General features: G+C 69.7%; 10 protein-coding genes. 3 read left to right on the top strand and 7 right to left on the bottom strand.

Translation table 11 applies throughout. From position 1 onward, the window contains the following. Window positions 1-4: 4 nt before the first annotated feature. On the bottom strand, window positions 5-1,195 hold the full coding sequence (locus ACQY76_RS06655) for an HlyD family secretion protein (protein WP_428032105.1): 1,191 nt from the start codon (window positions 1,193-1,195) through the stop codon (window positions 5-7). Window positions 1,196-1,588: 393 nt separating this feature from the next. Between ACQY76_RS06655 and ACQY76_RS06650 the strand changes: the two genes are divergently transcribed. Then, window positions 1,589-2,497: a helix-turn-helix domain-containing protein gene (locus ACQY76_RS06650; RefSeq protein WP_428032104.1), complete on the top strand. Its 909-nt coding sequence runs from the start codon at window positions 1,589-1,591 to the stop codon at window positions 2,495-2,497. Window positions 2,498-2,606: 109 nt separating this feature from the next. Here the strand turns inward: ACQY76_RS06650 and argE are convergent, their stop codons facing one another. The 3 genes from argE to ACQY76_RS06635 form a co-directional block, all read right to left on the bottom strand. Continuing rightward, entirely contained in the window at window positions 2,607-3,761 is a 1,155-nt protein-coding gene (argE, locus tag ACQY76_RS06645; protein ID WP_428032103.1) for an acetylornithine deacetylase, read from the bottom strand. A gap of 123 nt (window positions 3,762-3,884) precedes the next feature. Continuing rightward, the gene (locus ACQY76_RS06640) at window positions 3,885-5,030 is read right to left on the bottom strand and encodes an aromatic ring-hydroxylating oxygenase subunit alpha (RefSeq protein WP_428032102.1); all 1,146 of its coding nucleotides are present in this window, start codon (window positions 5,028-5,030) and stop codon (window positions 3,885-3,887) included. A gap of 11 nt (window positions 5,031-5,041) precedes the next feature. Further along, window positions 5,042-6,211 (bottom strand): aromatic ring-hydroxylating oxygenase subunit alpha, encoded by a 1,170-nt coding sequence (locus tag ACQY76_RS06635; RefSeq protein WP_428032101.1) that lies wholly within the window; start codon window positions 6,209-6,211, stop codon window positions 5,042-5,044. Window positions 6,212-6,343: 132 nt separating this feature from the next. Here ACQY76_RS06635 and ACQY76_RS06630 point away from each other — a divergent pair, with 132 nt between their 5' ends. Next, window positions 6,344-7,279, top strand: a complete 936-nt coding sequence (locus ACQY76_RS06630) for a LysR family transcriptional regulator (protein ID WP_428032100.1) — start codon at window positions 6,344-6,346, stop codon at window positions 7,277-7,279. 28 nt (window positions 7,280-7,307) lie between these two features. After that, window positions 7,308-8,558 (top strand): Zn-dependent hydrolase, encoded by a 1,251-nt coding sequence (locus tag ACQY76_RS06625; protein WP_428032099.1) that lies wholly within the window; start codon window positions 7,308-7,310, stop codon window positions 8,556-8,558. 107 nt (window positions 8,559-8,665) lie between these two features. On the opposite strand, the gene ACQY76_RS06620 is transcribed toward ACQY76_RS06625, so the two are convergent. The 3 genes from ACQY76_RS06620 to ACQY76_RS06610 all read right to left on the bottom strand — a co-directional run bounded on the left by ACQY76_RS06620 (window position 8,666) and on the right by ACQY76_RS06610 (window position 13,074). Next, window positions 8,666-9,388: an ROK family protein gene (locus ACQY76_RS06620; RefSeq protein ID WP_428032098.1), complete on the bottom strand. Its 723-nt coding sequence runs from the start codon at window positions 9,386-9,388 to the stop codon at window positions 8,666-8,668. Between the two features lie 11 nt (window positions 9,389-9,399). Continuing rightward, window positions 9,400-11,898 carry a glucan 1,4-alpha-glucosidase gene (locus ACQY76_RS06615; protein ID WP_428032097.1) on the bottom strand — a complete coding sequence of 833 codons (2,499 nt, stop codon included), beginning with the start codon at window positions 11,896-11,898 and terminating at the stop codon, window positions 9,400-9,402. Between the two features lie 165 nt (window positions 11,899-12,063). After that, window positions 12,064-13,074, bottom strand: coding sequence for a LacI family DNA-binding transcriptional regulator (locus ACQY76_RS06610; protein WP_428032096.1), 1,011 nt, complete (start codon window positions 13,072-13,074; stop codon window positions 12,064-12,066). Window positions 13,075-13,084 lie beyond the last annotated feature (10 nt).

Here is a 13,084-nt window from a genome sequence, read left to right as displayed (position 1 = left end):
CTGATCAGCTAGCCGGCTTTGTAACGGCTGCCGCCGCGTGCGCAGGCGCGGGAATCGCCGTCGCACCGGCCGCGATCGGCGCGTCACCACCGGTGCGGATCGTCGTCTCCACCGACATGCCCGGGCGGATGAGGCCGGCCAGGGGATCGGTGGGGTCGAGGTCGATGCGCACCGGGATGCGCTGCACGATCTTGGTGAAATTGCCGGTGGCATTGTCGGGCGGCAGCAGCGCGAATTCCTGTCCGCTGGCCGGGGCGAGGCTGGTGACGAAGCCGTGCACCTGCGCGCCGGGGAAGGTGTCGACGTCGATCGTCACCTTCTGGCCGGGCGTCACGTCGGTGAGCTGGGTCTCCTTGTAGTTGGCGATGATGTAGGTCGCCTGCAGCGGCACCACGGCGAGCAGCTGGTTGCCCGGCTCGACAAACTGGCCGACCCGCAGCGTGCGCGCGCCCACCACCCCGTCCACCGGCGCGGTGAGCTGGGTGTAGCCGAGATTGAGCCGGGCCGTCTCGCGCACGGCCTCGTTATGGGCGAGGCTCGCCCGCGCCTCGGCGAGCTGGGCGGTGAAGGTGGCGACCTGCTTGCGGGCGGCGTCGAGCGCCGCCGTGTCGCGCGCGAGCTGCGCCTGCGTCTGCAGGATCTGCGAGGCCGCCTGCTGGGCGGTCTCGACCGGGCCGAAGCCATCCGTCGCCAGCTTGGCGAAGCGCTCATTGTTCTGCTGCGCGAAGGTGACGGCGGCCTTGTCGGCGTCGATCTGCGCCTGTGCCTGCGCGATCACCGCCTGCTGCTCGTCGAGCTGGGCGGCGCGGTCGTCGATGGTCGCCCGCGCTTCCGCGACATCGGCCTCGGCCTGGTCAAGCGCCGCCTTGTAGTCGCGCGGATCGATCACGGCGAGCACGTCGCCCTGGCGGACCCGCTGGTTGTCGGTGACGTTGACCTTGACCAGGTAGCCGGAGACCTGCGGGGCGATCGCCACGATGTCCGCCTGCACATAGGCGTCGTCGGTGGTCGCCTCGAAGCGCCAGTCGGTCCAGTAGTCATAGCCGGCGAAGACGGCACCGCCCAGGACCAGCGCCGCGGCGGCGGCTTCGATCAGGTAGCGCGCCCTGTGCCGCGTCGTCGCTGCGGGGGCGGCCGCATCGGGCGTCGGGATGGGGCGGGCGTCGAGCTTGGCGGGGTCCGTGGCGATGGTCATCGCCGCCTCCATGGCACGGGGAATGTGAGGGCAGACTGGTCGATTGCGGACGCTTCTTCTTCCGCGTCGCCACGCCAATTCCTCAAATGCACCGGCCCCCCGGCTCCAGCGACATGGGGTGCGCCGCCGGGCTGCGCAACGGCCCTCTCATACCAAAGTATGGCCTCGCCCAACTCATCATATAGCGGTTGAAACCCTCGTAGAATGGAGCGAAATCGCCGCGACGCTAGTCTGGACACATCGCCAGCCACACTCTGGTCGGGCCGAACGGAAGACGAGATCGACGCAATATTTGATCCGGCGTGTCGTGTACCACCGCGTCAAATATTGAGCCGGTCCTTCCGGGTGGAACGCCCAGCGGCTTTTCCCTTCGCGGACTCTGGAGTCCAGGCCATGTCGATCCACGTTTCGCCGATTGCCAGCCGTTTCCGTTCGCACGCCATCGAGGCCCTGCCTTCCCTCGCCAACGCCGCCGGCCCTGTGGCGCCGGTGCGCCCCTCGCCGGCGCCCTCGTCCGACGAGAGCCTCGCCGTCCGCCTCGGCCATATGGGCGTGGTCATCTCCGTCACCGCGCCGGACCGGTGCGCCGCCGCCGCCCAGCGGGACGTTCGGGTCGGCTCGGACAGCGCCGACACGATCCGCCTCGAAGTCGCCCCGGAAAGTCTCGCCCGCTGCGCCGAACTTCTCGCTGGCCCGGCCCGCCCGCAGGGGCTGAATGCCGCCGACCCCGTGGTGCGGCGCCTGTCGCAGGCGCTGGAAGCGGCGGAGCGGGGCGAGCGCGAACATGGCGGGCTCTATGCCGATGCGCTGCGCCTCGCCATCCTTACCCGGCTGCTCGGCGCCAATGTCCGCATGGATGACGTTGCCGGCGCCGACCAGCCCTGCGAGGCCCAGGCGGATGAGCCGGGCCTGCTGCGCGCTCCGGCCCCGCAGGCCGACCCCGAGCCGCGCCGCCGGCTGAAGTCCGGCCTGCCGAAATGGCGCCTCAAGCGGGTGACCACCTATATCGAGGAGAATCTCGGCGAGTGCGTCACGCTGGAAGGCATGGCGGAGGCGGCCGGGCTGAGCCGCATGCATTTCGCCGCCCAGTTCCGCATCGCCACCGGCATGCGCCCGCATGACTACCTGCTGCGCCAGCGCATCGAGCGCGCCCAGTCCATGCTGCTGGAAACCCGCGACCCGCTGGTCGAGATCGCCCTCGCGGTCGGCTTCCAGACCCAGGCCCACTTCACCACGGTGTTCCGCCGCTTCGTTGGCGACACCCCCTATCAGTGGCGCTGCGCCAACCGCGTCCGCCACTGAACGGGCCCGTCTTCCCCCGCTTCCCCAAGGCCTCCTGCCCCGGAAGCCTGCCTCGACCCCGGCTCCCCCGAGCCGGGGTTCTTTTTTGCCGCCCCGGGCGGCGCCTCGCTCAGGCCGCGATCTCGTCCACCAGCCGCGCCAGCATCGCGTCGCAACGGGCGAGCTGGTCGCGGCTGACATATTCATCCGGCTTGTGCGCGTCGCGAATGTCGCCCGGCCCGCACACCACGGTGGCGATGCCGAGCCGCTGGTGGAACAGTCCGCCCTCGGTGCCGAAGGCGATCTTGCGCAGCGGCCCGGCGCCGTTGAGGCGGCGCACCATGGCCACCACCTCGGCCTCCGGCTGGGTTTCGAGCCCTGGATAGGCGTTGACGATGTCGATTTCCACCCCGGTGCCGGGGAAGCGCGCCTGCGCCTGCCGGGTCAGTTCGGCGGCCTTGTCGAACAGCCGGTCCATCAGCCGCGCCGGGTCGTCGCCCGGCAGGTTGCGGATCTCCATGTCGAGCGTGCAGCCATTGGGCACGATGTTGAGCGCGGTGCCGCCATGGATGGTCCCGACATGCACGGTGGTGAAGGCGACGGCATAGTCGCCATCGCGAGGGCCGGCGGCGAGCTCGTCCTGCATCGCCCGCATCTCGCCCACCATGTCGGCGGCGAGGTGGATGGCGTTCAGCCCCTCCGGCGCGTGGCTGGAATGGCATTCCCGGCCCCGGCAGGTGACGCGCGCGGCGAGCTTGCCCTTGTGGGCGACCACGGTTTCCAGCAGCGTCGGCTCGCCGATGATGCACAGGGCCGGAAGATCGGCGCTGCCGACCAGCCGCTCGATCAGCCCGCGCACCCCGACGCAGCCGATCTCCTCGTCATAGCTGAAGGCGAGGTGCAGCGGCCGGGCAAGGCGCCGGCCGGCCGCCTGTTCCGCCGCCACCAGCACGCTGGCGAGAAAGCCCTTCATGTCGCAGGTGCCGCGCCCGAGCAGCCGGTCCTGGCGCGCGGTGAGCGTGAACGGGTCGCTCGTCCAGGCCTGCCCTTCCACCGGCACCACGTCGGTATGGCCGGAGAGCAGCACGCCGCCGCCGCCCTGCGGGCCCAGCACGGCGTGGAGATTGGCCTTGGTGCCGGCCTCGTTGTGCACCAGCGTCAGCCGGGCGCCGAGCGGCGCCAGCAGCGAGCGGACATAGTCGATAAGGGCGAGGTTGGAATCGCGGCTGACGGTGGGGAACGCGATCAGCCGCTCCAGAATGTCGATCGTGCGGGAGGTGGTCATGGGCGCCGGCAGGAGAGGACAGGGTGGCGCCAAGGTGACGCCTCGGCGCGCATCGGCAAAGCATGAATTTCAAAGCCGCTGGATCGGAAAATCCGACGCTGCAGCCCCGGCGCCACCTCCGCCTCACGCCGGCGCGAGAGCGGGCGCCGTGGCGGCCGTGCGGCGGGCGAGGTAGCGGTAGAAATCCCAGATCGTGCCCTCATAGTCGCGTGGCGCCAGCGGGCCGGAGGGCGCGTGGCGCGAGGTGAGCGCGAGCTGCATCTTCTCCAGCTTTTCGCGGTCCTCCCGGTTCACCTCGTGCCAGAGCGCGATGCGCTGTTCCAGCTCGTCCTGGGTCAGCTCGTCCGCATAGGTGGAGAGCGTCCAGCGCACGCGGATGCGGTCGACCTCCAAAGGCTGGATGGAAAGCGAGACCAGCAGCGTCGCCGCCTGGCTGGCGAGCTGGGTGGGGAACAGGCAGAACAGGGTGGAGCGCCGGCGCTCTTCCGGCGTCAGCCCCGGCGCGCCCTCGCCGCGTGTCGCCGCCGTGTCGGGGTAGTTGGCGCAATAGGAGGTGAAGGCGTCATCCGCCATGGATTTGCGGCTGAGGCCGGTGGGCGTGTAGGGGTGCAGGGTCTCGGGATGGACCACGGAGAGGTGGTAGGCCTCCATGAAGTTCTCCACCAGGCACTTCCAGTTGGTCTTCCACTCCTCCTCGAAACTGCGCACGATGCGCATCTCGCCCGTGCCATAGCGCTGCAGCAGCGTCTCCAGCTGGCGCAGGCGCGGCGCCAGCGGCGCGGCATCGTCGTCGAGATTGGCGTAGATGAAGCCGTTCCACATCTCGCTGCGAAAGGCGGGAAGGCTGCAATTCTCCGCGCTCACGCCCTTGTCGCGCATGCGCGGGGCGTTCACCAATTCGCCGGCGCGGCCATAGCTCCAGGCGTGGTAGGCGCAGACGAAGCGCCGCGTGGAGCCCGCCTTTTCCGCCAGCGGCATGCCGCGATGGCGGCAGAGATTGGACAGCACGCGGACGGCCCCGTCATCGCCGCGCACCACCAGCAGGGGCTCACCGAAGAGCTGGCTGGTGAAATAATCGCCGGGCCTGGGGATCTCGTCGGCGCGCCCGAGGCAGTGCCAGTCGCGCGAGAGATAGGTCTCCACCTCGTAGCGGAAATAGTCCGGGTCGGTATAGAAGCGCCCCGGCAGCGACTGCGCGGCATGCTCGGGCAGCGCCGCCACCTCTTGCAGGGTGGCGTTCATGCCGGCGAGCGAGGTGGGGGTGACCATGCGCAGGCGCCTCATTCCGCCGCGAAAGCGACCGACCGGTCGAAGCCGGCGGTGCGTTCGGCGATATACTGCATGAAATCGTAGATCGGCCGCTCCAGATAGGAGAGGTGGCCGGCGCGGGCGCGCTCCGCCTTCATGCCGCGAAACACCTTCTCGGTGCAGCCGCGATCCTCCTCGTTCACCTCGTCCAGCAGGCCCTTCAGTGTCGCGATGTACTCCTCCGCCCTGGGGTCGGCCATGAACTCGGGCGAGAGCCCGCCGCCGAACAGCAGCGACACCTTGTCCGGGCCCTGCGGGTGCAGCGAGAGATACCAGAAATAGCCTGGCGTCAGGGTGATGAGGTGGCTGGGGTAGAGTGCCAGCAGCGCCGTGGTCTTGCGCCAGCGCCCCTCAAGCCTTGTGTTGGACGGGTGGGCGTTGCCGATCGGCAGCGAGGCTTCCTTGGTGATCCAGTGGTAGTTGAAGGCCGGCAGGCCCGGCGGGCACTCCATCTCCTCGAGCTTGGAATGGCCGCCCACGGTGGCGGCGTGGCACACCGGAAGATGGTAGCTCTCCATGAAATTCTCGGCGAGCACCTTCCAGTTGGTGTCCCAGACATGGGTCTCGCGGAAGCACTCGACATAGTTCTCCATCTGGTAGGGCGCGATCATCGCCTCCAGCGCGCCGAGGCTTTCCGCAACGCCCGGCCGCTCATTGTCCAGCGTCACATAGATGCAGCCGAGCCATTCCTCGCAGCGTATGGCGGGGAGGGCGTAGTCGTCCTTGCAGAAGCCGGTGGTCTCCGCCATGAACGGCGCCCCGCGCAGCCGGCCGTCGAGGCCATAGGTCCAGGCGTGGTAGGGGCAGACGATGGAGCGCCGGTTGCCCGTCCCCTCCAGCAGCGTCGACATGCGGTGCAGGCAGACATTGGAGAAGGCTCGCAGCCCGCCCTCGCGGTCGCGCACCACCATCACCGGCTGGCCGGCCAGCTCATAGGTCAGATAGTCGCCGGGCTGCGCCAGCGAACGCGCCCGCCCGACGCAGATCCATTCGCGCGCGAAGATGCTCTCCAGCTCGCGGGCGAGGAAATCCGCGCTGGTATAGACACCCGGCGGCATGGCCCGCGCATCGGTGAAGGGGCGGCTGGCGGCGGCCAGCAGCGCGGCGGCGGGTGTTTCGGCGAAGGAAGGGGTGGGGGACATGACGCGGCTCCTGTCGGCGGACGCCGCACCGCAGCGGCAGGGCTTTCGCGGGAAGTGACGGCTTTGAAGCAGATTGAAGCAGTCCTAAGATAGACAAAAGCTGGAATATCCGAGCTTTGACGAAGGCAAACCATGGTTCGCTACACGCTTCGCCAGCTCACCTATTTCCGTGCGGTCGCCGAGCATGGCGGCATCGCGCCGGCGGCGCGGGCGCTCAACATCTCCCAGCCCTCGATCGCGCAGGCGCTGGGCAAGCTGGAGGAGGCGCTCGGCCTCACCCTGTTCGAGCGCCACCACGCGCGCGGGCTGACGCTGACGCTGCAGGGGCGGGTGTTCCTGCAGCACGCCGCCGGGCTGACCGCCAGCGCCGAGCAGGTCGCCCGCGAGGCGAAGGCGCTGGCGGCGGAGAGCGCCGGCGAAATCCGCCTCGGCATCTTCTGGACGCTGGCTCCGTTCTACGCCGCCGACCTCATCCGCGGCTTCGCGCAGGTGGCGCCGGGCGTCGTCATCCGGCAGACCGAGATGGCGCTGACCGCTTTGGCCGACGCGGTGCGCGACGGCGAGATCGACCTCGCGCTCACCTATGATCGCGGCGCCGACCTTGCCGAGCTGTCGCTCACCGAGCTGGCGGCGCTGAAGCCGATGGTGGTGGTGGCGGCCGATCATCCGCTGGCGGCGCGCGGCGCGGTGGCGCTCGATGAGCTGGCGCGCGAGCCCTATGTGATGCTCGACGGGCCGGGCAGCCGGACCTATTTCGAGGAGGTGCTGGCGGAAGGCGGCATCGATCCGCCCATCGCCTATGTCTCCACCTCGCTGGAGGCGGTGCGCAGCGCGGTGGCGGCGGGCTTCGGCTTCACGCTGCTGGTGATGCGGCCACCTTCCGCGACCACCTACGACGGGCGCGAGGTGGCGACGCTGCGGATCGATACCCCGCTGGCGCCGCTGCGCATCGTGCTCGCCGCGCGCTACGGTGCGCCGCGCGGCCTGCTCCGGCGATTCGCCGACCATGCCGCGACCTATTTCCAGCGCGCCGCCGGGCGCGCGCGAAGCGATGAAGCCGGGCACTAGCCGAGAGCATGGACAGGAGAGCGAACGGATGAACCAGCAGACCGGCAACATGCGCGTCGACGGCGCGCGGCTGTGGACCAGCCTCATGGAGATGGCTGAGATCGGTCCCGGCATTGCCGGCGGCAACAACCGGCAGGCGCTGACCGACGCCGACCGCGAGGGCCGCCTGCTGTTCCAGCGCTGGTGCGAGCAAGCGGGCATGCGCGTCGGCGTGGACGCCATGGGCTCGATGTTCGCCCGCCGCGAGGGCTCCGATGCCGGGGCCCTGCCCATCCTCATCGGCTCGCATCTCGACACCCAGCCCACCGGCGGCAAATATGACGGCGTGCTCGGCGTTCTCGCGGCGCTGGAAGTGGTGCGCACGCTGAACGACCTCGGCATCCGCACCCGCCGGCCGGTGGAAGTGGTGAACTGGACCAATGAGGAAGGCTCGCGCTTTCCCCCCGCCATGATCGCCTCCGGCGTCTATGCCGGCGTCCACACGCTGGACTGGGCCTATGCCCGCACCGATGCGCAGGGCCTGCGCTTCGGCGACGAGCTGGAGCGCATCGGCTTCAAGGGCGAGGAGCCGGTGGGGGCGCGCAAGGGCCACGCCTATTTCGAGCTGCATATCGAACAGGGGCCGATCCTCGAACAGGAAGGCGTCGATATCGGCATCGTCACCCATGGCCAGGGCCTGCGCTGGGTGGAGGTGACGCTGACCGGGCGCGAGGCCCACACCGGCACCACGCCGATGGACCGCCGGCTCAATGCAAGCCTGGGCGCGGCGCGCATCATCGACCGCATCGAGACCATCACCCGCGCCCATGGCGAGAAGGCGGTCGGCGCGGTGGGGCAGCTGGTCTTCGCGCCGAACTCGCGCAACATCCTGCCGGGCAAGGTGGTGTTCACCGCCGATCTTCGCCATCCCGAGCTGGCGGCGCTGGCCTCGATGGCGGAGGCGGTGAAACAGGCGGCGCGCGAGATCGCCGCCGATCTCGGCATCGGCGTGGCGATCGAGGAGGTCGGTGCCTTCGATCCCACCGCCTTCGATGAGGTTCTGCTGGCGGGCCTGCGCGAGGGTGCCGAGCGACTGGGCTATTCGCACCGCGACATGGTGTCGGGCGCCGGGCACGATGCGTGCTGGGTGGCGAAGACCATGCCGGCGGCGATGATCTTCTGCCCCTGCGTCGACGGGCTCAGCCACAATGAGGCGGAGGAGATCACCCCCGCCTGGGCCGGCGCCGGCACCGACGTTCTGCTGCAGGCGGTGCTTCAGGCGGCCGAAGTGGTGGAGTGAGCGGGGGCATTCCGCGCGCCGCCAAGGCAAAGTTAACGGCGGCGCGCGGATGCCCCGCGCCGCCAAAGCAGAGTTTACGGCGGCGCGCGGAACGCCCCGCGCCCCGCTCAGTCCTTGCGCCAGAGCGCGGCACCGCCGGTGAGGCCGGCATCATTGTTGGCGATGCTGACATTGTCCGGCAGCTTGATCTCGACATGCTTGGCGTTGCCGCCGCCGAGATAGAGATGATCATAGTGCAGCAGCACGTAGAGCAGCTCGATCACCCGCTGGACGTGGTGGTTCCAGTGCTTCTTGCCGTGCTTCTCATAGGCGGCGACGCCGAGATATTCGTCATAGGTCAGGTTGTCGTGCACCGGGTGGTGCGCCAGCTCCATATGCGGCATCAGATCGCCGTCGCGGAACAGCGCCGTGCCGGCGCCGGTGCCCAGCGTCATCACCAGCTCGATGCCCGTGCCGGAGATGATGCCATAGCCCTGCATCTCTGCATCGTTGATAAGCCGCGCCGGGGCCTTGAGGCGCGCCGCCATGGCGTCAGCCAGCGCGAAGCCCGCCCACAGATCGGTGCCGAGATTGGGCGCGGTCAGCACCGTGCCGTTGCGCACCACGCCGGGGAAGCCGATGGAAATACGGTCGAAGGCCGGGTGCTTGGCCGCCATGCCGGCATAGGCGTCGAGCAGCGCTTCCGGGTGGCAGGGATGGGGCGTCTCGACCTTCTCGCGCTCGGAGATCATGGTGCCGTGGTCGTCGATCACCGCGCATTTCAGCCCGGTGCCGCCGATGTCGACCGCGAGAATGCCCGGCGCGCCAATACCTGCCGTCTTGCCTGTCATGTCGCTCTCCCTCAACTCGACGCCTGCGCGGGCTCGGCGACCCGCCGGCTCACCTCGTGATCGTCCTCGTCGGCACTGGCGTGGAAGAGCGGGTGCTCGCCGTCGATCGTGACGGTGAAGTCCTCGCCCTCCCAGGTGCCCGGCTCGGTCCAGAAGAAGGTGAACCGCAGGTGCCTGCCATGGTGCGCGCCGGTGGTCGGCAGGTCGACGACGTGGAGGCCGAAGCAGGTGGGGTGCGTGGGCGTGTCCTGCGTGGTGGTCCAGCTGTCCACCGTCCAGTGGACGATCGCCGGTGCCGGCAGCTCGAGCCGCAGGGCCAGCCCGGCCGGGATGGAGCGGAGCTTCTGGTTGAAGTGCCAGAGGCGGCGCGGCGAGGTCACCTTGTCGACGAGATAGCGCTGGACGGTCTGCGGCGGGGTGTCGAACACCTTGCCGTCGCGCAGCGAGCGCATGAGCTTGATATGCTCGGAATGCGCCCAGACCAGCGGCATGGCGCTGCCGGAGGGGCGGCCCTTGTAGAGTTCGCGCGCGGGGATGTCGTCCTGGTCCCACACCTGCTCGGGCAGCAGGCCGCCCGGCCCGGCGCAATCCTCCAGCGTGACGAGAAGTTGGCCGGCCCGCACCAGATTGCCGGCGGCGATCTCGTAATGGGCGCGCTCGCCGGTGAGCAGCGGCCAGGCCCGGCCGACGCCCGTGCCGTCGAAGGGCGCGCCATCCTCATGCTCGCCATAGCCGTCGCCATTGTAGCGATACCAGAGCGGGCCCTGCGGCAGCTCGACCTTGAGGATGGCGTCGATGGCCTTGATGGTGGCGAGGATGCGCGGGTCGTCCGGCGCGCGCAGGCCGAAGCGCACCAGCGCCAGCGCGTCCGGCGAGATGAGCTGTGCCGCCGGCCGGTCGCTGTCGCCTGGCGGGCGGTTCTTCACCGGCACGAAGCCGTCCAGCGGCGAGGCGGCGTCCGCCGTCTCCGGCGGGGCGACGCGCACATAATAGCCCTCGATGCCGAGACGGTCGGCGAGGTCGGTGCCGGTGGCGAAGGTCCAGTGCTCGATCGAGTCGTTCCAGGCGTCGGCCTTCTCGCGCAGATACTGCGCCTCTTCCCTGCGGCCGAAGATGTCCATCATCTCGGCGGCGGCGAGCAGGGCGGAGATTTCCGCCGCCAGGGTGAACGGCGAATAGCCGGCATCCTCCTCCCAGCGGTCCTGTCCGGTGACCGGGCCGTTGAGCACGATGAAGCGGGCGGCGCGCGCGATCATGTCCATGTAGCTGTCGAGTTCGCCATGGGCGAAGTGCCCCCCGCGGCGGATCATGTCGGCCAGCAGGATCGGGAAGGCGCATTCATCCATCTGCACCCCGCCCCAATAGGGCGCGCCGTCGAGCCACACATTCTGCGACCAGTGGCCGTCCGTCTCCTGAATGGCGCGCAGGTATCCAAGAACCGACTTTGCCTCGCCGGAGGCACCGGCCGCGAGCAGGCCGCCGGCGTTCTCGACCAAGTCGCGCGGCCACACGAGGTGATAGCCGCCGAGGTCCTCGTCGCCCTTGTTGAAACCCCACGGTATGGAGAGGCTGGCGATGATGGCGCCGGGCACGGAGCTCGGCTGGTGGGTGGCGAGCACGATGGTGCTGGCGCGGTAGGAATTGATGTTCGAACGGTTCTGCGGATGGTCGAGCGGCAGCAGCGTGCCCTGCCAGGCGCGCCAGCCCTGCACATAGGTGCGGCGCAGCTCGTCGAAGCCCTCCTGCAGGCTGGAGACGGCGCGGAAGCCGGCCTCCTCCGGCCGGGCGCCGAAGCCCAGCGCCACCAGCATCTCGCCGTCGCAGGCGGCAAGGTCGATTTCCGCGCTGAGCGCGACATTGCCGCTCTCGGCACGCCGGTAGCGCTCGTCCAGTGCGCCGGTCTCGTTCAGCTGCTGCCAGCCATCCGACGTGCCGACATAGCCGACCGAGCGGGCCTTCCATGGCACCGAGCAGGCGATGGCCAGCGACTGGCCGCGCCGGCCGGTGGCGAAGAGCATCGGCGTGCCCTTGTAGTCACCGACCCAGCCGGTGTTGTCGGCGCCGGCATTGAGGAGGTGCGGCGCCAGCAGCGTGAACAGGCGGTAGTCCGAAATGTCGCCGATCAGCGCCTCGAAGGTGACCTTCTGGACCAGCACTTCCCGGCGCGGATCGGTGAGGATCTGCTTCTGGATGCGCCAGCGCCCGTCATTGGCGGTGTTGAGGAGGTGGTAGGCCGGTACGCCGTGCTCCAGCACGCCGACCTCGTGGTCGGCGTCGCGCTTTTCCTCGGCGAAATAGCCGTCCGGCCCGGTGACGATAAAGCCGAAATCGCGGGTGCAGGCGGTGTCGACGCGGGGATAGTAGATCTCGTTGAGGATGCCGTGGCTGAGGGTGAACCACAGCCGGCTTGCCGCCGTGCGGGCGGTGCCGACGCCGACCTTGGCGCTCGAGGTCCAGCGGGCCGGGCCGCCGGGGGCGCCCGGAGGTGTGAGATCTCCATCCATGCTCATCGCTTCCCCACTCCCGCGCCCTTTGAGAACGGGCGATCTTTGCTTTCGGCGTACGGGCGGACCCGCGCCGGCCATCCTTGAGCCTTGCGGGCGAAACTGCGAGAGATTTCCGGCGCGGTCAATCGGACATCGCCTCGCTCCGCCGCCAGCGCGCCGCAGACGGGGCTACCGCCCGAGGACCGCGGTGCCGGGCGGTGCCGTGCTGGCGCGCAGCACCAGCTCGGTGGGAAGCACGATATCGCCATCCCGCGCCTCGCCGGCGATCATCGCCAGCAGGCACTGCGCGGCCCGGCGGCCGATCGCCTCGCGCGGCTGGCGGATGGTGGAGAGCGCCGGCGTCATGTGGGAGACCAGCTCGATGTCGTCGAACCCCATCACCGAGACGTCGCGGGGCACGGCGAGGCCGCTGTGCTGCACCTCGCCGATGAAGCCACAGGCCATGGCGTCGCTGGCGAGGAAGACGGCGCTGGCACGCTCGGCCGGCGGCAGGGCCAGCCACGCCGCTCCGGCGCGTCGGCCGGAATCGAGGCTGAAATCGCCGGGGAAGACATGCGGCGGCGGCAGGCCGCGCGCGGCTAGCGCCTGCTCGGTGCCGGCGAGGCGCGCCTCGCTCAGCACATTGCCCGGCGGCCCCGCCACATGGGCGACGTGGCGATGGCCGAGATCAAGCAGGTGGCCGACCGCTACCCGCGCCGCCGCGCGGTTGTCGATTTTCACCCGCGGGGCCTCGATGCCGGGAATCCATTCGCAGGCCAGCACCATCGGCACGCGGCGCTTCAGCCCCTCGGCCGGCAGCGACCCGTCGAGCACGATCAGGCCGTCGGCGCGGCTCGGCTCGGCATAGCTGAGCAGCGTCTCCCCGCCCATGGCGCAGGTGTCGGCGACCAGCAGATTGTAGCCGGCGCCCGCCAGCACCGCCGCCATGCCGGCGAGGATCTGCGAGAAGAACGGGTTGGACAGGTTCGGCACCAGCGCCACCACCCCGCCGGTGCGCCGGTGGCGCAGATTGCGCGCGGCGTGGTTAAGCCGGTAGCCGGTCTGGCGGATCGCCTCCTCGACGCTGCGCCGTGTCTCGGCGCTGACCACGTCGGGATTCGACAGGACGCGGCTGACCGTGGCGGTGGAGACGCCGGCGAGCCGCGCCACGTCCACGATCTTCGGCCTCTGGTGCTGCATGGCCACTCCA

Source organism: Ancylobacter sp. (assembly GCF_965279025.1).
In the GTDB taxonomy this organism is placed as follows: domain Bacteria; phylum Pseudomonadota; class Alphaproteobacteria; order Rhizobiales; family Xanthobacteraceae; genus Ancylobacter.
This window is presented reverse-complemented; position numbering and strand designations above follow the sequence as displayed.